The organism is Streptomyces sp. NBC_01176 (assembly GCF_045039825.1).
Lineage (GTDB): Bacteria > Actinomycetota > Actinomycetes > Streptomycetales > Streptomycetaceae > Streptomyces.
The window spans coordinates 3889353-3907107 of sequence record NZ_CP108600.1 but is presented as its reverse complement, the minus strand read 5'-3'; the positions used below and the strand labels follow the sequence as shown (position 1 = coordinate 3907107).

Below are 17755 nucleotides of genomic sequence, written 5' to 3'. Positions count from 1 at the left end.
CGGTGCAGGGGTGGCTGACCATCAGTCGCTTCCTCCTCCTGGAGGCATCGAGAGTGGTGCGTTATCAGGTGCCACTTGATGGAGAGGTCAGGTCATGTCCATAGCCGCGAGTGAAGCCCGCAAGGAACTCTTTCCGCTGATCAAGTAGGTCAACGAGAAGCAGGAGGCCATCGAGATCGTCGAAGCATGGCAACGCCGTGCTTGTCTCGGCCGAGGACTACGCGGCACTGCGCGAGGGCTCGTACTTGCTGCGCTCGCCGGCGAACGCCCGGCGGCTGCTCAAGGCGTACGAGAATGCCCTGCCCCCCATCAACGTGTCGGAGCGTGAGCTGATCGATCCGGACCCGGCGGACGCCGGTGCGGGTGCTGCGTGAGGCCTGCCTTCGAGGACCAGGGCTGGGAGGACTACACGTCCTGGCTCAAGAACGACCGCAAGACGCTTGCTCGGATCAACAAGCTCATCGAAGACGTCAGGCATGATCCCTTCTCGGGAATCGGCAGGCCTGAGCCGCTCAAGTACCCCTTGCCGGGGGCTTGGTCGCGACGGATCGACGACGAGCACCGCCGCGTCTACTTGGTGACGGACAAGAAGATCGTCGTCCTCGCAGCCCGGTACCGCTACAGAACGCTTCCCCGCAGGCGGCCCTACCCCCCGGCCAGTCCCGTCTTCGCCCCCGCCCCGCACAGCGGTACCACCGCCGTCCGTGTCCCGAGGACGCCCTCCCGTACGGCCGCCCAGCACGCCACGCCCGTCGACTCGACGTAGAGGCCCTGCGACGCCAGGTCCCGCTGGGCGTGCCGGATCTGGTCCTCCGTCACGGTCAGGAAGGCGCCGCCGGAGTCACGGACCGCACGCAGGATCTGGCGGGCCCGCGGCGGGCGCGGTACGGCGATGCCCTCGGCGAGGGTGGGGGCCGTCGGGGTGGCGTCCACGAGGTCGTCCGCGCCCTCCTCCCAGGCGTGCGCCAGCGGTGCCACGGCGGCCGCCTGGACCGCGTACAGCGCCGGCCGCCGGTCGATGAGGCCCGCGCCGTGCAGCTCGGCGACGGCGAGGGCGGCGCCGAGGAGCAGCGTCCCGTTGCCGACCGGGACGACCAGGACCTCGGGGAGGCGCCCGCCGAGGTCCTCCCAGAGCTCGTGCACGTACGTCTTCGTGCCGTGCAGGAAGTACGGGTTGAAGACGTGCGAGGCGTAGAAGGTGCCGGGCTCGTCCGCCGCCTCGCGCGCCGCCAGGGCTGCCGTCTCCCGGTCCCCGTCCACGACGCGCACCTGTGCCCCGTGCGCGTCGATCTGCTCCAGCTTCTTCGGCGACGTTCCTTCGGGGACGTACACCGTGCAGGGCAGCGCGGCCCGCGCGCAGTAGGCCGCGATCGCCGTTCCCGCGTTGCCGCTGCTGTCCGCGAGCACCCGCTGGGGTTCGAGCCGCAGCGCCAGTTCGGCGAGCAGGACGGCGCCGCGGTCCTTGAACGACAGCGTCGGCATCAGGAAGTCCAGCTTGGCCGAGACGGCGCCCTCGCGCAGCGTCACCAGGGGGGTGCGGCCCTCGCCCAGACTGACCGTGGGCGCGGCGAGCGGCAGGCACTCCGTGTACCGCCAGAGCGAGTTCACGCGCCCGGTCAGGGACTTGAGCGTCGCGGGGGTCGGTGCGAAGTCCAGGTCGAGCGGGCCGCGGCAGACCGGGCAGCACCAGTCGAGCGAGCCGCCGGGGACGCGCGTACCGTCCGCCGGGCAGAAACAATCCGGCAAAGCTGTCATGACCGCAGGTTAGGCGCGCACGACGGCAGGTCACGGCAGGGCTCTCGCACCGTCCCCGTCCTCCTCGAACGGCTTCGGTTCGGTGACCCACCCGGCCGCGAGGACCAGGCGTGAGGTGCGGTGCAGGGCGAGGAAGCCGAAGGGGCGGTCGAACACGGCCTCGATGGTGGTGGTGACGTGGCGCAGGTCGGGGACTCCCGCCGCCACTCCGGTGACGGCCGTCGCCGCCGCGGCGCGGAAGCCGAGGGCGCCGAAGACCGCGGTGGCGGACTGCCGGGCCGCTCCGACGCACAGCGGCCGGTCGCTGATCCCCGGGAAGTGCGGGCGCAGGTCGTCCCTCGCCGAGCCGAGACCGAACAGCTCGTGCAGGTCGAGGAGATCGTGGTACGCGCAGAGGTCGAAGGCCACGGTCCTGACGTCCAGGGACGGTGGGCGCGGCACCGTGGACCGCTCGCGTGCCACCCGCAGACCGGGGCCCGCCTCGCCGTACGGCAGGTCGTGCCCGGGAACCGTCGCGAGCCGGCGTGCCAGGACGTCCACGCCCGCGCCCAGGACCTGACCCGGGCTCATCCGCTCCTCGCCGAGCAGGAGATGGACGTCGATGCCGGTGGTGCCGAGGACCTTCAGCTCGGTGACCGTACCGTTCGGTGTGTCGGCCACACCGACCCGGTCCAACAGGGCGGTGTCGCGGTGGAGTCCGTGCAGCGTCCGGTCCCGCCACGGGCCGGCGGAGGGTTCGAGAATTCCGTCGGTGAACGGCCGGAACCACTCGGTGCGCAGAGCGAACGCGCTCGCGACCACCAACTCGGTGGACCGGCTGAGGCCGACCGGGAGCCGGGAGATCCGTCCGTCCGTATGCTTCCTCACCCAGGCGTCCAGCGCCGTCGCGTCGGCCTCGGGCCGGCCGGTGAGCACCCCGTGCGCCTCCGCGGGCAGGCCCGCCTCCCACTCCTCACGCAGCTCCAGGGTCCGCTCGGTCCACAGCCCGAGCGCCGAGTCGAGGCCCCGCATCTCCCGCAGGCCGGCCAGCAACTCGCGCCCCGCGGCCGCCGCTTCACCGGCCGGCAGTCCCACCGCCTCCGCGAGCTCCGTGCGCGCCGCGCCGCCCGCCCCGTCCGCGAGGAAGGTCAGCAGCGGCCAGACCCCGGCCGCCGAGAACACCGTTCCGTCGGACACCGCTCCCGCCCAGCGGGCTGTCAGCCCGTTGACCGCCCGGATCGTCGCGTTCGTGATCCGCATTCCGCCCCCGCCCCCACCACGCTTACGATGCGCCCAGCCGCCGTACAACGGTCACATGTTCCTCGGACATCAGTACTGAGGCGGCTCGCTTTTTCAAGGTCATCGTTTTTTCACGCCACTTCCCGTGTCGGCTCCGCCCGACTTCCCCCGCGTCGGCTCCGCCCGACCTCGTCCGGACAAGGAGCGACGTCACCCGTGGCCATACCCCCGCCGCCCGGGCCCCATGAGCCCGAGGGCCCGTATCCACCGCCGGGCCAGGGGCCGTACCCGCCTCCCTACCCGCAAGCCTCGTACCGGACCTGGGGCCAGGGCTACTCCCCGTACAACCGTCCCGCGCCCTTCAACGGGCTCGCGATCTCCGCCCTCGTGCTGGGCGTCCTGTGCTTCCTGCCGGCCGTCGGTCTGGTGCTGGGGATCGTCGCCCTCGTGCAGATCAGGAAGCGGGGCGAGCGGGGCACGGCGATGGCGGTGACCGGCATGGTGATGTCCACGCTCGGCATCGCGGTGTTCGTGCTCGCCCTCGCCACCGGCGGCCCGCGCGACTTCTGGGACGGCTTCAAGGAAGGCGTGGGCGACTCGGCGGGCAGTGCCTTCTCGCTCCGCAAGGGCGACTGCTTCGACGCGCCGGGCGGCTCTCTGGAAGGGCTGGCGTACGACGTCGACAAGGTGCCGTGCGCCGGGCGGCACGACGCCGAGGTGTTCGCGGAGTTCAGGATGAGCGGCGGGAGTTACCCGGGCGACAGCGAGGTCGTCGACGCGGCCGACACCCGGTGCTACGCGCTCCGGGCGTCGTACGCGATGGACACCTGGGCCGTCCCGGACAACGTCGACGTGTACTACTTCACGCCGACCCGGGAGAGCTGGAGCGGTGGCGACCGCGCGGTCACCTGCCTGTTCGGCAACACGGACGGCAAGAGCGGCCTGACGGGCTCGCTGCGCAGGGACGCGCTGACGCTGAACGCCGATCAGACCGCGTATCTGCGGGCCGCGGACGTACTCGACCAGGCGATGGACACGGCACCGGAGAAGGCGTACGTCGAGGACGACCTGCCGGGTCACAAGGCATGGGCGGTCAGGGTCTCCGGCGCGCTCGACGAGCAGGCGCGCCTGCTGCGCGGCCATGGCTGGTTCCCCGCCGCGGACAAGCCCGTCGCGGCCCTCGTCGAGGACATCGAGGCGTCGCGCAAGGAGTGGACGAAGGCGGCGGCCGCCCCCGACGCGGACACCTTCTACGCCCACTACGAGAAGGGCCTGAAGCTCATCGACCCGAGCAGGACAGTCACGGCACGCAAGGTTCTGGGTCTGGCCACCACTCCGCCGTCGGACGGTACGAACGGGGACGGACAGGGCGACGAGTCGGGCGGCAGCGGCGCCGAGGTGTGACTCGGGCTACAGCGGGGAGAAAGTGCCTGGGTAAAGCCCTCGGCAGTCACAGGTAATCACATCGAGTGATTCTCTGGCCTTCGCTTGCATGGCACAACCCACGGTTGCCAGGCTGTTGCTGTCTGTACAATCTGATGGGAGCGGCCAGTGACTTTCGGTGAGCAGCCGGCGTACCTGCGCGTCGCGGGTGATCTCCGCAAGAAGATCGTCGACGGTTCACTGCCACCACACACCCGTCTCCCGTCGCAGGCCAGGATCCGCGAGGAGTACGGGGTGTCGGACACGGTCGCGCTGGAGGCACGCAAGGTGCTGATGGCGGAGGGCCTGGTCGAGGGGCGCTCGGGGTCGGGGACCTATGTGCGGGAGCGGCCGGTGCCGCGCCGGGTCTCCCGGTCCGGGTACCGGCCGGACAGCGGTGCCACCCCGTTCCGGCAGGAACAGGCCGACCTGACCGCGCGCGGCACCTGGGAGTCGCGCAGCGAGCAGGCCGAGGCGAGCGGGGCGATCGCGGAGCGGCTCTCGATCCGGCCCGGCGACCGCGTGATGTGCACGAAGTACGTGTTCCGCGACGCGGGTGAGGCGATGATGCTCTCCACGTCCTGGGAGCCCCTCGCCGTCACGGGGCGTACGCCGGTCATGCTTCCCGAGGAGGGTCCGCTCGGCGGCATGGGTGTCGTGGAGCGGATGGCCGCCATCGACGTGATCGTGGACAACGTCACGGAGGAAGTGGGTGCCCGCCCCGGTCTCGCCGAGGAGCTCCTCGCGCTGGGCGGAGTGCCCGGGCACGTGATCGTCGTCATCCAGCGCACGTACTTCGCCTCGGGGCGTCCGGTCGAGACGGCCGACATCGTCGTGCCGGCGGACCGTTACCGCGTCGCGTACCACCTGCCGGTGAAATAGCCGCAGCCGGAGACGCGGCGGCCGCATCAACCATGACCGGAGCGGCCGGGCGGTCGCCTCCTGCGTCTCCGCCCACGTCTTCCTCGCCGTCTTCGTCCAGGTCTGCGCCGTCCCCGGCGCCTCCGCCTCCGCGGCCGCGTCCGTCGCCAAATGGCGCCGATGCGCCGCCGGTTGGAATCTGGCCGTTCTCAAATGCCGTGCCGGGGGCGGCGTTCGCGCTGCCTGACGGGCGCACGGAGGGCGGTCGACGGCGCACCCGCAGGCACGCGCCCCCTCCGTACTGGCCGGTTGCGTACCTCTTTGTGAAAAGCCGTATTCGCTGCGTGAAGGTTAGGCGTAGGCTCGGGCATATGCGGAGTGCGGTTTCGTTGGGGTGCGGATTGCGGCGCGGGCCGGGGGCGGGAAGTGGAGGGGCTCGATGAACGACGGCACGATCACTCTTCCCTGGCTCGTCATACGGCAGGACGACAACGGCAACCGCTATCGCGTCGGCAGGTACGCGACCAGGGCCGAGGCCCAGAAGATCGCGGACAGCCTCGACGACCGCGGGCACAAGCAGCTCTACTGGGTCGAGCGGATCGGGCAGAACGGGAGCAGGTGACGGCCCGTCCCCGGCGCTGATCCGCACCGCCCGGGGCCGGTGTGACCTGTCGTAGGCTCCGGCGCATGGACGAAACGATCGTGGTCGTGGGGGGAGCCCTGCTGCGCGACGGACGCCTCCTCGCCGCGCGCCGTAGTGCGCCTCCCGAGCTGGCTGGACGCTGGGAACTGCCCGGCGGCAAGGTCGAACCGGGCGAGGCGCCCGAGGCCGCCCTCGTGCGCGAGCTGCGCGAGGAACTCGGTGTCGTGACCGAGGCCGTCGAACGGGTCCCGGGGGAGTGGCCCCTTCGCGTGCCGTACGTGCTGCGGGTGTGGACCGCGCGCCTGCTTCCCGGCTCGGACGACCCCGAGCCGCTGGAGGACCACGACGAACTGCGCTGGCTGACCCCGGACGAGATCTGGGACGTGGACTGGCTGGACCAGGACGTCCCCGCCGTGAAGGCCACGCTGCCCCACTGGGTCGGACCCTCCGCCTCCGCCGGCGGTCCGCCCGCCGAACACCGGTCGTAGCCCGTCGCCCTCGTCACCCCCGCGTCCGCCGCCGTACGGGGTGGGTGAGGGGGTGTGGGTCGGCGCGGTGTGCGAGACGTCTTGATCGGTTGGGATTCCGTACGCCGTTTGTGCCACAGTGCTCCTGCCCGCGCGGTAAGCAGCCGTGGATATCGGGTATGTGCCCATTAACCCCACGAAACCGGACATGCGTGGGTTCCTGTCCTGGGAAGTGATCGGCGTGATCGACACCGTAGGCGACTGCGCCGAGTGGACCTTTCCCGCGGAGCCGGGGGCCGTCCGCACGGCCCGCGCGGTCGTTCGCGGCCAGCTGCGCACATGGGAGCTGGACGTCCTCGGTGACGTGACCGCGCTCCTGGTCAGCGAGCTGGTGACGAACTCCCTGCGGTATGCCACCGGCCCCATCGGCGTTCGCCTCGTCAGACCCGCGGGCGTGCCGGACGCCCTCCTGGTGGAGGTGTCCGACCCGCTGCCCGACCCGCCCCGGGAGCGGGCCGCGGGCGCCGACGACGAGAGCGGGCGGGGTCTGCAACTGGTGGCCGGTTCCTCCCGCCGCTGGGGCACGCGCCCCGGGGACACCGGCAAGACGGTCTGGTTCGAGCTCGCGGTCCCCGGCTGACCAAACCGCGCCGAACGCGTCCCGCCGAACACGCCCTGCCGAACGTGCCGAGCTGCACATGCCCTGCCGAACGTGCCGAACGTGCCGAGCTGAACATGCCCGGCTGAGGGATCGTCGGGAAGCTCCACCCGGGAGCCTGTCGGGCATCCGTCCGAGAGCCCGTGCGCCGCCCGTCCGACGGCCCGTCGGTCGTCCGTCTGAGGGTCCGTCGGACGGGGGACGGGGCGGTCGATCGATTCGGGCCACGAGTGTTGTCCGGACTCTTTGATTCGATGGGGCGCCACCTGGTTAGAAGACTGGGAGTATGTCGCGGCCGGTCCAAAAACCATCGGGACCGTGCTGTGATCGTGAACACCGTGTTGTGCGGCGCCGTAGTGCTGGATACTGCGGGCAGCCGCCCCCGGTGACCGGTGCCGGGCGCGGTGAGCTGGAGGGGACGGTTCGCGTGAGCGAGATACCAGCGAAGGCCACGGAGTCCGAGGACCCGTCGGACCGCGCGAGGGCTGAGGCCGCGGGCGATTCCGCCATGGCCGCGGCGCCGGACGGCCCGAGCGACGGCGTGTCGGACGACGCGACGAACGGTGCGTCAGGCGGCGCCGCCGGCGGAGCCACGGGCGACGCTTCGGCCGGGACACCGGCCACGGCGACGTCCGGGACGTCCGTCGAGGTGCCGGTCGAGGCACCCGTCGAACCCCTGGCCGAAGCGGCCGGCGACGTGGTGTGGCAGAGCAGTCCACCCGGCTCCATGTACGACTACATCAAGGTCGCCTCGTTCTCCATCGGCGCCGACGGACTCGTCGACCAGTGGAGTCTGCGCGCCGAGCAGCTCTTCGGCATATCCGCGGAGCGCGCCGTGGGCATGGACCCCATCGAGGCGTTCGTCGCCGCCGACCGGCGTGAGTTCGGGCAGCGCAAGATGGCGGAGATCCTGGACGGCCGCGAGTGGACCGGCGTGGTCCCCTTCCGGTTGCCGCCCTCCGACGGCGGCGACGAGGGCGCCGAGGGCCTCGCCGAGGTCTATGTGATGCCCACCACTACGGAGGACGGCGAGCGGGCCGCCGTATGCATCGTCGTGGACGTCCGGACCCTGCGCCGGATCGAGACGGACCTCGCCGCTTCGCAGGCGATTTTCGGTCAATCTCCGTTCGGCTTCCTCCTGATCGACACGGATCTCCGGGTCCGTCGCGCCAACCAGCGCTTCGCGTCGGTGTTCGGCGGCGACGTCGACGGCCACCGGGGCCGCACGGTCCACGACTACCTGCCGCGCTCCGAGGCCGAGCGCGTCGCCGCGACACTGCGGCGGGTCCTGGAGACCGGCGACTCCATCACGGACATGCACGTCGCCGGGTTCGTGCCCGGCTCCGAGGAACGCCGTCACTGGTCGGTCAACCTCTACCGCGTCCACAGCGGCAGCGGCCGCCCCATCGGCATCGCCTGGCTCGGAACCGACATCACCAGCCGGCGTGCCGCGGCGCGGGAAGCGGCCGCCGCCCGCCGCAACCTCGCCCTTCTGAACGAGGCGGGCGCCCGCATCGGCAACTCCCTCGACCTGGAGACCACCGCCCGCGAGCTGCTGGACGTCGTGGTGCCCGGCTTCTGCGACCTCGCGACCGTCGACCTCTACCAGGGCCTGCTGGCCGGCGACGAGACGCCGCCCGGGTTCGCCGACGGCAGCGCGGAGCTGCGCCGGGTCGCCTTCGCCAGCGCCGTCTCCGACGCGCCGTTCGTCGGCGGACCCGCCCCGGTCGCCGTCGGCGCCGTTCACCACTTCCCGTTCAACTCGACCTGCGCGGACGCCCTGCGCACCGCCCGCCCCCAGCACGTCCCCGCCGAGGAGGGCGGGCTCATCCAGTCCACGCTCGCCGTGCCGATGGTCGCGCACGACACCGTCGTGGGACTCGCGCAGTTCTCCCGCACGAAGGGCAGTGAGCCGTTCGGCGACCGCGACCGTTCCCTCGCGGTGGAACTCGCGGCGCGCGCCGCGGTCTGTATCGACAACGCCCGCCTGTACCGCCGCGAGCACGAACGCGCCCTGATCCTGCAGCGCTCCCTGCTGCCGCCGGGCGACCCGGAGGCCTCCGGCCTCGACATCGCCTGCCGCTACCTGCCCGGCAACGCGGCCACCGAGGTCGGCGGCGACTGGTTCGACGTCATCGAACTCCCCGGGCACCGCACGGCGCTGGTGGTCGGCGACGTCATGGGCCGCGGGCTGCGCGCCGCCGTGGCGATGGGTGAACTCCGCACGGCCGTACGGACCTTGGCACTCCTCGACCTCGAACCCGCCGAAGTACTGTCGGCGTTGGACGAGATCGCTCGTGGCCTGGGCACGCCCGGCGGTGTCCAGCAGGCGACCCGCGCGGCCCGCCAGCCCCGCGACGCGGACCTCTCCGAGGTGTATCTCGCGACCTGTGTGTACGCGGTCTACGACTCCGTGACCCGCAGGATCACCTTCGCCAACGCGGGCCATCTGCCGCCCGTCCTGGTGGAGCCGGGCGAGAGCGCGCTGATGCTGGACGTGCCGCCGGGCATGCCGCTGGGCGTGGGCGGCGAGCCCTTCGAGGAGGTCGAGGTCGAACTACCCGAAGGTGCTCTTCTCGCGCTCTACACGGATGGACTGGTCGAATCGCGCGACCATCCCCTCGACGAGGGCCTGCAGGCCTTCGTCGGAGCGCTGACGGATCCCTCCCGCCCCCTGGAGGACGTCTGCGACCACGTCCTCAACACCCTCGACACCCACCACGGTGAGGACGACATCGCGCTGCTGATGGCGCGCGTCCAGGGGCTGCCCGCCGATTCCGTCGGCGACTGGACCCTGCCGCGTGAGCCGCGCAGCGTGGGCCGGGCCCGCGAGTACGCCCGTACCCAGCTCACCGCCTGGGAACTGGAACCGCTCGTCGACACCGCCGAGTTGCTGGTCAGCGAGCTGGTGACGAACGCCCTGCGCTACGGCGAGGGCGAGATCCGGCTGCGGCTGCTGCTCGACCGGACACTGGTGTGCGAGGTCTGGGACGCGGGCCTCGTACAGCCGCGCCGCCGCCGGGCCCGGGACACGGACGAGGGCGGCCGGGGTCTTCAACTCGTCGGTCTGCTCTCCGCCGCGTGGGGCTCACGGCGCACGCCGCGGGGCAAGACGGTCTGGTTCGAACTGCCCCTCCCGGACGCCGGGACGACGCTCACGGACCCGGCGGAGGCGTTGCTGAGCCTGTTCTGACCGGTGCGGGGGCCGACACCGCCCGGCGGTAGCGCGTGCGCGGGCCCCCGAAGCTCGCGACGCCGCCGGAAGCGACAGCGCCGGTAGGGACAGCGCCGGAAGCGACAGCGCCGGTTGGGACGCTGCTGGAAGCGGCACCCTCAGCAGGGGCGCTGTCGGCGGAGACGTCACCGGAGGAGATGTCAGCGGCGGCGCCACCACCGGAAGCGCCACCACCGGAGGCGCCACCGTCGGGAGCAACGCCACCGGAGGTATCGGCACTTGACGTGTCGGTGCTGGGCGCGGCACCAGCCGACATGTCGCCGTCCTGGACCGAGTTCCCGCGCAGGATCCCGCCGAGCACGGCGCCGCGGACTCCGTCGCCCTCCGGTCCGGCGTACGGATTGCCGTACGTCCGTACGTCCCGCTCCGCGAGCTGCCGGGCCTCCCGGGCGAGCGCGTCGGCCCGCTGGACGTCGGCGAAGCCGAGGGGCGAACGGGCGAGATGACGTTCCGCCTCCGCCAGCCGGGTCCGGGCCTCGGGGCCCACCACCGCCCGGTGCGTCGCGACGAAGTCGTCCGCCGCGGTGACGGCGCTGACGGCCACCGGACACGCCTCGTCGAGCAGGACCCGCTCGCGTTCCTCGTCCCGGCCGAGGGCGGGGGTGCCGGCCAGTGCAGCGGCCGTCCGGACCAACCGGCGCAGGGCGTCGAGGGGGTCGTACGGGCCGCTCTCCGTCTCCCGGCGCACGTCCGCGACGACCGAGCGGGTGTGCGCGACGCGACCGGACAGCGCCCCGCCGACCGCGCCGGCCGGAACCGCGCGGGCCCGTTCGAGGTCGGCTTCGGCGCCGGCCAACGCGGCGGGCAACCGGTCGGCCGCGGCGTCGAGTTCGGCGGCCAGCCGGTCGACACCGGTCAGCAGGACGTCCGCCTGGCCGATGGCGCCCTCGGCGGCCCGCAGATACGCCGTGGCCCGCGCGACCTCGCTCCGGTCGAGCGACTGCCGCGCCCGGTTGAGGTGGGTCGTGGCGAACACGAGCCTGTCCTTGGCCTGTTCGACGTGTCCGGCGACGGGCAGGGACGCGGACGGCGCGTACCGCTCGTGCAGCCCCGCCAGCGTCGCCTGCGCGGCGGGCGCGCGATGGGCGAGTTCCCGGAAGCGGGCCTCCGCCGACTCCACCGCGGCGGGCGTGGAGCGTTCCAGGGCGCGCAGCAGGTCGAACCCGGCGGCCTCCGCGTCCAGCCGCCGCCCCGCCTCCGCGCAGCGGGCGCGGATCTCCTCCAGCGTCCGGCGCCGGGTTTCCTCGTCGTCCGGCGCGGTGTCGTCCAGCCGCTGCCGCAGCCGGAAGGCCACCATCAGCTCGGAGCGCGCGAACGCCACCGCCTCCGCGTAGGCTCCGACCGCCTCCCGGCCGAACAGGGCCGCCGCGGAGTCGAGTTCCTCGGCACTGGTGCGCACACAGTCGTCGGTCACGACGAGCGACTTCCGGACGAGCCGGTCGAGTTCGGCGAGCGGCACGGTTCCCGGGACGGCCTTGCCCGGGGTCGTACGGGTCCTCGCGCGGCGTATTCGCCGGACGGAGGCGTAGGCGGCCAGCGAGCCGGCGACCACCACCGCGACGACGGGCAGCACCAGATCGTCGGCGGACGTACCGCCCTGCCCGGGCGCCGCCGATACCTCCTCGACGACCGGTCCCTTCCCCGGCCACTCCGGGGGATCCCCGGCGCCCGGCCGGGTGACGGGCAGCAGCAGCCACCCCAGCGCCATCAGCCCCCCGAGCACGGCATGCGCCACCCGCACGGCTATGGAGGACGTGGCTCGGCGCGACCGGGACCGGCTCAGGGGCGACGTCACATTTGGGAGCGTATGACCGCTCGCCCGCGGGCGCGACCGGGGTGCGCCGAGCCGGGCGCACCTAAGGTACGGGGGATACAGGGGCTTACGGAGGGGGCGCGGGGATGGGTGCGGGGCGGACGGAACCGGGTACGGGGCGGGGCGAGGAACCGGGCACGGAGGGCGGACCGGCACCGGCGGCGGCACCGCCCGAGCCGGACATACGAACGGGAGCGCCGGACGCGCCCACCGGAGCACCGGACGCGCCGACCGGAGGGCCGGACGCGCCGGTCGGGGGTTCGGACGCGTCGGGCGAGGTTGCGGACGCGTCGGCCGAGAGGCCGGACCCGCGGACGGCTTCCGCGCGCACCCCCACCCCCACCCCCGCTCGCCGCGCCGCGACCCCGTTCCGGCGTCTGGCCGGTGTCTGGCGGCGGCCCGCTCTGCGATGGCCCCGGCGCATCGCGTCGGCGCTCGTCCTCGTCCTGCTGCTCCCGCCGCTGGCCGCGGGCATCACCCTGCGCGTCAACTACGGCGGAGACCCGGCCGCCGGTACGTACACGAGGCACCGTGACGCCCTCTGGATGGGCCACGCCTGGGTCGACGGCCGGAAGAAGGAAGCGGACGTCAGGGCGCTGGCGGCGCGGCTGCGCACGACCGGCGTCCGGGACCTGTACGTGCACGCGGGCCCCCTGGAGCACGACGGGACGCTGCCCGCGTCCGCGTACCCGAGGGCGCGCTGGCTCATCGGGGCGATCCACCGGGAGATGCCCGGCGTCCGTGTGCAGGCCTGGCTGGGGGACGAACTCGCGACCGAGGGCCCGGTCGGGCTGCGCCTGGAACGCGCCGCGACCCGGGCAGCCGTGGTCCGCTCGGCCGGGCAGGTCCTCGACGCCGGATTCGCCGGTGCCCACTTCGACCTGGAACCGCTGCACTCCGGCGACGCCGACTATCTCTCCCTCCTCGGCGACCTGCGCCGCGTCACCCGCGCCCACGGCGCCCTGCTCTCCGTCGCCGCCCACCAGATCGACCCGCTGCCGTCGCTGCACTCCGTCTGGGGCGGCGTCACGGGACACCCCAAGTGGTGGTCCCAGGCGTTCTTCGGCCAGGTCGCCCGCCGGGTCGACCAGATCGCCGTGATGTCGTACGACACCGCGCTGCCGCTGGAGAGCCTGTACGGCGGCTACGTCGCCCAGCAGACCTCGCTCGCCCTGGAAGTCACCCCGGCGAAGACCGATCTGCTGATGGGCATGCCCTTCTACTACGAGGACAACATGGACCATCACGGGTCCGCCGAGACCGTCGCGGCGGCCGTCCGGGGCGCCCGCCTCGGCCTCTCCCGCACCGACCGCACCCGCGAGAACTTCGGCGTCGCCGCGTACGTGGACTTCGCCGCCCGCGAGAAGGACTGGACGGCGTACGAGCGGGGATGGGTCCGATGACCCGACGGCGGACCTCGAACAGGGCGTCCGGTCAGGAGGCGGTCAAGTGTCTGGAGGTCCGGGAGCCCCGCGTGCCATGATCGGAAGGCGTGCCGGGTGCGCACGCCAGGGGGAGGGAACCGATGGACATGACCTGGGTGACGGTGGGCGTGCTCGTCCTGGGCGCCCTGGCAGGAGCCGGAATCGTGGCGATCACGACGGGCCGGCTGCCGCCGCTCGGCCGCGACCGGGTCCTCCGGCCGCGACTGTGGGGGTACGGAGCACTGGTGAGCGCGGTCGGCCTCGGGGTCTTCTTGTTCCTCGGCCCGTTCCATGGGCCCGACCTCCGCATGGCGCCCTACGCGCTGTCCGGAACGGCCGTGTTCCTGGTGGGCTCGGCGCTCCAGATGGCGGCCCGCCGTCCGGGCCGCCCCGTCACGCCTCCCGCCTCCTGATCTTCGAGCCCAGCCACACCAGCGGGTCGTACTTGCGGTCGACCGCCCGTTCCTTCAGGGGAATCAGGGCGTTGTCCGTGATTTTGATGCCCTCGGGGCAGACCTCCGTGCAGCACTTGGTGATGTTGCAGTAGCCGAGGCCGTGTTCGTCCTGGGCGGTGCGTTTGCGGTCGAGGCCGGTGTCGGCCGCGGCGTCCAGCGGGTGCATGTCGAGCTCCGCCACCCGCATCAGGAAGCGCGGCCCCGCGAACGCCGGTTTGTTCTCCTCGTGATCCCGCACGACATGGCAGGTGTCCTGACACAGGAAGCACTCGATGCACTTGCGGAACTCCTGCGAACGGTCCACGTCCTCCTGCTGCATCCGGTACTCGCCGGGTCCCAGCCCGGCGGGTGGTACGAAGGCGGGCACCTCCCGCGCCTTCGCGTAGTTGAAGCCGACGTCCGTGACGAGATCCCGGACGACGGGGAAGGCGCGCAGCGGCGTGACGGTGATCGTCTCCTCCCGGGTGAACACCGACATCCGGGTCATGCACATCAGCCGGGGGCGTCCGTTGACCTCCGCCGAGCACGAACCGCACTTGCCCGCCTTGCAGTTCCAGCGGACGGCCAGGTCGGGGACCTGGGTCGCCTGGAGGCGGTGGATGATGTCGAGCACCACCTCACCGTCGTTGACGTCGACCGCGAAGTCCTCCAGGCCGCCGCCCTTCACGTCCCCGCGCCACACCTTGAAGCGGGCCTCGTAGCTGCTCACTCGTAGAGCTCCTCTTCGGCGAGGTACTTGACCAGCTCCTCCTTCTCGAAGAGGGCGAGCAGGTCGGGGCGGATGGGCTCGGTGTTCTCTCGGGTGAGGTCGATCTGGCCGTGCACCGGGTCGGTCGCCGCCAGTCCGCCGGTGGGATCCGTCAGCCGGCACAGCAGGTTGACCCGGCGCCAGACCCGCTCCATCACCGGATGGTCCTCGCGGGTGTGACCGCCGCGGGACTCCGTGCGCTCCAGGGCGGCGCGGGCCACGCATTCGCTGACCAGCAGCATGTTGCGCAGGTCGAGGGAGAGGTGCCAGCCGGGGTTGAACTGCCGGTGCCCCTCGACACCCGCCCGGCGGGCCCGTACCCGCAGGTCCGCGAGCTTCTCCAGGGCCTGCTCCATCTCGGCCTCGCGCCGGATGATGCCGACCAGGTCGTTCATGGCCTGCTGGAGTTCCTGGTGCAGGGTGTACGGGTTCTCCGGCGGCCGGCCGTTCTCCTCGCCCGGCGCCGGACCCTCCGCGGAGAAGGGTCGCAGCGCCTCCGCGGCGGCCGTGTCGACCTGGACGTCGTCGACGGGCGGGCGGTCCCCGGCCAGGCCGGCGGCGTACTCGGCGGCGTGCAGTCCCGCCCGCCGTCCGAACACCAGCAGGTCGGAGAGGGAATTGCCGCCGAGCCGGTTGGAGCCGTGCATACCGCCCGCTACCTCGCCGGCCGCGAACAGACCCGGGACGCCACGGGCCGCCGCCGACTCCGAGTCGACCGCGATGCCGCCCATGACGTAGTGGCAGGTGGGACCGACCTCCATCGCCTCGGCCGTGATGTCGACGTCCGCCAGCTCCTTGAACTGGTGGTACATGGACGGCAGTCGGCGCCGGATGACGTCCGCGGGCATGCGTGTCGACACGTCGAGGAAGACGCCGCCGTGCGGCGATCCGCGGCCGGCCTTCACCTCGGAGTTGATGGCGCGCGCGACCTCGTCACGGGGCAGCAGCTCGGGGGGACGCCGGTTGTGGTCCGGGTCCTCGTACCAGCGGTCGCCCTCCTCCTCGGACTGCGCGTACTTCTCCTTGAAGACGTCCGGGATGTAGTCGAACATGAACCGCTTGCCGTCGGAGTTGCGCAGCACGCCGCCGTCGCCGCGGACGGACTCGGTGACCAGGATGCCCTTCACCGAAGGGGGCCAGACCATGCCCGTCGGGTGGAACTGCACGAACTCCATGTTGAGCAGCGGGGCGCCCGCCAGCAGCGCGAGCGCGTTGCCGTCGCCCGTGTACTCCCACGAGTTGGACGTCACCTTGAAGGACTTGCCGATGCCGCCGGTGGCGATGACGACGGAGGGCGCCTCCAGAACGAAGAAGCGTCCGGACTCGCGCTCGTAGCAGAAGACCCCGGAGACACGGTTGCCGTCCTTGAGGACCCGGGTGACAGTGCACTCCTGATAGACCTTCAGGCGGCTCTCGTAGTCGCCCGTCTCCCTCATGTCCTCCTGCTGGAGGGAGACGATCTTCTGCTGGAGGGTGCGGATGAGTTCGAGTCCCGTCCGGTCGCCGACATGGGCGAGCCGCGGGTACTCGTGTCCGCCGAAGTTGCGCTGGGATATCCGCCCGTCCGCCGTGCGGTCGAAGAGAGCACCCCAGGTCTCCAGCTCCCAGACCCGGTCGGGGGCCTCCGTGGCGTGCAGCTCGGCCATCCGCCACTGGTTGAGGAACTTGCCGCCCCTCATGGTGTCGCGGAAGTGGACCTGCCAGTTGTCACCGGAGTTGACGTTGCCCATCGCGGCCGCGATGCCGCCCTCGGCCATCACCGTGTGCGCCTTGCCGAACAGCGACTTGCAGATCACGGCGGTACGGGCGCCGCGCTCGCGTGCCTCGATGGCGGCCCGCAGCCCCGCGCCGCCGGCGCCGACCACGACGACGTCCCACTCCTGTCGATCGACCACGGACATCAGAAGAACCTCGGATCGTCGAAGGCGCCGGACGCGACCAGGAACACATAGAAGTCGGCGAGCGCCACACTCACCAACGAAGCCCAGGCGAGCAGCATGTGACGGGCATTCAGCTTCCCGACCCACTGCCACATCCGGTACCGCACGGGATGCTTGGAGAAGTGTTTGAGCTTTCCGCCGACGATGTGCCGGCAGGAGTGGCAGGAGAGGGTGTACGCCCAGATCAGCGTGATGTTGAGCAGGAAGACCAGGGTGCCCAGGCCCATGTGTCCCCAGTGGTGGTGCTCGTCCCGGAAGGAGAGCACGGTGTCGTACGTGAGGGTGCCGGCGACGAGGATCGCGGCGTAGAAGAAGTACCGGTGGATGTTCTGGAGGATCAGCGGGAAGCGGGTCTCGCCGGTGTACTTCTTGTGCGGCTCCGCCACCGCGCAGGCCGGGGGAGACGCCCAGAAGCCCCGGTAGTAGGCCTTGCGGTAGTAGTAGCAGGTCAGCCGGAAGCCCAGCGGGAAGACCAGGATGATGATCGCGGGGGAGATGCCCCACCAACTGCCGAACAGGTCCGCGTTCGGCCCCGCGTCCATGGCCCGGCAGCGTTCCGCAAGGCACGGCGAGTAGAACGGAGAGACGTACGGCGCCGCGTAGTAGTCCGTGTCCGCGAAGGCCCGCCAGGTCGAGTACACGATGAAGGCCAGCAGCCCGGCCGCGGTCGCGGCGGGCGCCAGCCACCAGCGGTCGGTGCGCAGATGCGGGGCGGCGATCGCGGCGCGCGTACCGGTCCGTACGCCGCCGCTGTTCGGATGGGGTTCCGTACCAGTGGCCAACTTATGACTCTCCGGTCGGGTCAGGGGGCGTGCCGGTCCCGGGCGCCGAGACCTTCGTCGTCCGAGTCCGTCCACAGGGAGTTGTCGTACGGGGTGTCGGGGATGGAGACGAGGTCGGGGCGCAGGGGCTTCGCGAGCCCGGGTGCGGATTCGCGCAGCAGCGCGACGCTTTCCCGCAGGTGGTCGGCGTCGGCGCGGACGCGGCGCATGTCGAGGCCGCCGCCGATCTGCTGCTCCAGGCGCCCCATCGACCTCAACAGGTCGTCGAGACAGCGCTGGACGGACGTCAGTTCATCGTGCACGGACATGACTTGCCCTCACTTCCACGGGCTCC

The 17755-nt window shown here is 71.9% G+C and carries 15 protein-coding genes and 2 pseudogenes; 10 read left to right on the top strand and 7 right to left on the bottom strand.

What is annotated here, in order from left to right; translation table 11 throughout:
- Positions 1-94: 94 nt before the first annotated feature.
- Positions 95-374 (top strand): annotated as a pseudogene (locus tag OG199_RS16630) (type II toxin-antitoxin system Phd/YefM family antitoxin).
- Positions 371-622, top strand: a pseudogene (locus OG199_RS16625) (Txe/YoeB family addiction module toxin); the annotation flags it as partial. The pseudogenes OG199_RS16630 and OG199_RS16625, both read left to right, overlap by 4 nt.
- A gap of 23 nt (positions 623-645) precedes the next feature.
- On the opposite strand, the gene OG199_RS16620 reads toward OG199_RS16625, so the two are convergent.
- On the bottom strand, positions 646-1755 hold the full coding sequence (locus OG199_RS16620; RefSeq protein WP_405830084.1) for a pyridoxal-phosphate dependent enzyme: 1110 nt from the start codon (positions 1753-1755) through the stop codon (positions 646-648).
- A 30-nt stretch (positions 1756-1785) separates the two neighbouring features.
- Complete coding sequence (locus OG199_RS16615; RefSeq protein ID WP_405830083.1) at positions 1786-2994, bottom strand: serpin family protein; 1209 nt, start codon at positions 2992-2994, stop codon at positions 1786-1788.
- A gap of 195 nt (positions 2995-3189) precedes the next feature.
- Between OG199_RS16615 and OG199_RS16610 the strand changes: the two genes are divergently transcribed.
- The 6 genes from OG199_RS16610 to OG199_RS16585 all read left to right on the top strand — a co-directional run bounded on the left by OG199_RS16610 (position 3190) and on the right by OG199_RS16585 (position 10217).
- On the top strand, positions 3190-4377 hold the full coding sequence (locus OG199_RS16610) for a DUF4190 domain-containing protein (protein ID WP_405830082.1): 1188 nt from the start codon (positions 3190-3192) through the stop codon (positions 4375-4377).
- A 147-nt stretch (positions 4378-4524) separates the two neighbouring features.
- Complete coding sequence (locus OG199_RS16605) at positions 4525-5277, top strand: GntR family transcriptional regulator (RefSeq protein WP_405830081.1); 753 nt, start codon at positions 4525-4527, stop codon at positions 5275-5277.
- 418 nt (positions 5278-5695) lie between these two features.
- Positions 5696-5878, top strand: coding sequence for an SPOR domain-containing protein (locus OG199_RS16600; protein ID WP_028804678.1), 183 nt, complete (start codon positions 5696-5698; stop codon positions 5876-5878).
- 65 nt (positions 5879-5943) lie between these two features.
- A complete protein-coding gene (locus tag OG199_RS16595) occupies positions 5944-6387 on the top strand; it encodes a (deoxy)nucleoside triphosphate pyrophosphohydrolase (RefSeq protein WP_356801926.1) in 444 nt (147 codons plus the stop codon).
- A 187-nt stretch (positions 6388-6574) separates the two neighbouring features.
- A complete protein-coding gene (locus tag OG199_RS16590) occupies positions 6575-7006 on the top strand; it encodes an ATP-binding protein (protein WP_168530038.1) in 432 nt (143 codons plus the stop codon).
- Positions 7007-7451: 445 nt separating this feature from the next.
- On the top strand, positions 7452-10217 hold the full coding sequence (locus OG199_RS16585; RefSeq protein ID WP_405830078.1) for a SpoIIE family protein phosphatase: 2766 nt from the start codon (positions 7452-7454) through the stop codon (positions 10215-10217).
- Here OG199_RS16585 and OG199_RS16580 read toward each other — a convergent pair.
- A complete protein-coding gene (locus tag OG199_RS16580) occupies positions 10180-12054 on the bottom strand; it encodes a hypothetical protein (protein WP_405830076.1) in 1875 nt (624 codons plus the stop codon). The two genes, OG199_RS16585 and OG199_RS16580, sit on opposite strands and share 38 nt — an antisense overlap.
- A 104-nt stretch (positions 12055-12158) precedes the next feature.
- Between OG199_RS16580 and OG199_RS16575 the strand changes: the two genes are divergently transcribed.
- Positions 12159-13475, top strand: a complete 1317-nt coding sequence (locus OG199_RS16575; RefSeq protein ID WP_405830074.1) for a hypothetical protein — start codon at positions 12159-12161, stop codon at positions 13473-13475.
- Between the two features lie 122 nt (positions 13476-13597).
- Positions 13598-13909: a hypothetical protein gene (locus OG199_RS16570; protein ID WP_405830072.1), complete on the top strand. Its 312-nt coding sequence runs from the start codon at positions 13598-13600 to the stop codon at positions 13907-13909.
- Here OG199_RS16570 and OG199_RS16565 read toward each other — a convergent pair.
- Genes OG199_RS16565 through OG199_RS16550 form a run of 4 tightly spaced genes read right to left on the bottom strand, consistent with a single transcriptional unit; the run spans position 13890 to position 17729 of the window.
- Positions 13890-14660: a succinate dehydrogenase/fumarate reductase iron-sulfur subunit gene (locus OG199_RS16565; RefSeq protein ID WP_356801934.1), complete on the bottom strand. Its 771-nt coding sequence runs from the start codon at positions 14658-14660 to the stop codon at positions 13890-13892. The two genes, OG199_RS16570 and OG199_RS16565, sit on opposite strands and share 20 nt — an antisense overlap.
- Positions 14657-16600: a fumarate reductase/succinate dehydrogenase flavoprotein subunit gene (locus OG199_RS16560; RefSeq protein ID WP_405830070.1), complete on the bottom strand. Its 1944-nt coding sequence runs from the start codon at positions 16598-16600 to the stop codon at positions 14657-14659. The genes OG199_RS16565 and OG199_RS16560 overlap by 4 nt, the downstream gene beginning before the upstream one ends.
- Complete coding sequence (locus OG199_RS16555) at positions 16600-17421, bottom strand: hypothetical protein (protein ID WP_356270633.1); 822 nt, start codon at positions 17419-17421, stop codon at positions 16600-16602. Before OG199_RS16555 ends, OG199_RS16560 begins: the two co-directional genes overlap by 1 nt.
- Positions 17422-17441: 20 nt before the next feature.
- Positions 17442-17729, bottom strand: coding sequence for a hypothetical protein (locus tag OG199_RS16550; RefSeq protein WP_266701165.1), 288 nt, complete (start codon positions 17727-17729; stop codon positions 17442-17444).
- Between the last annotated feature and the right edge of the window lie 26 nt (positions 17730-17755).

Excerpts from the sequence above, each read along its gene's own strand:
- OG199_RS16620 (WP_405830084.1), bottom strand. The coding sequence starts at position 1,755 with ATGACAGCTTTGCCGGATTGTTTCTGCCCGGCGGACGGTACGCGCGTC.
- OG199_RS16615 (WP_405830083.1), bottom strand. The coding sequence starts at position 2,994 with ATGCGGATCACGAACGCGACGATCCGGGCGGTCAACGGGCTGACAGCC.
- OG199_RS16600 (WP_028804678.1), top strand. The coding sequence starts at position 5,696 with ATGAACGACGGCACGATCACTCTTCCCTGGCTCGTCATACGGCAGGAC.
- OG199_RS16595 (WP_356801926.1), top strand. The coding sequence starts at position 5,944 with ATGGACGAAACGATCGTGGTCGTGGGGGGAGCCCTGCTGCGCGACGGA.
- OG199_RS16590 (WP_168530038.1), top strand. The coding sequence starts at position 6,575 with ATGCGTGGGTTCCTGTCCTGGGAAGTGATCGGCGTGATCGACACCGTA.
- OG199_RS16575 (WP_405830074.1), top strand. The coding sequence starts at position 12,159 with ATGGGTGCGGGGCGGACGGAACCGGGTACGGGGCGGGGCGAGGAACCG.
- OG199_RS16570 (WP_405830072.1), top strand. The coding sequence starts at position 13,598 with ATGGACATGACCTGGGTGACGGTGGGCGTGCTCGTCCTGGGCGCCCTG.
- OG199_RS16560 (WP_405830070.1), bottom strand. The coding sequence starts at position 16,600 with ATGTCCGTGGTCGATCGACAGGAGTGGGACGTCGTCGTGGTCGGCGCC.
- OG199_RS16550 (WP_266701165.1), bottom strand. The coding sequence starts at position 17,729 with ATGTCCGTGCACGATGAACTGACGTCCGTCCAGCGCTGTCTCGACGAC.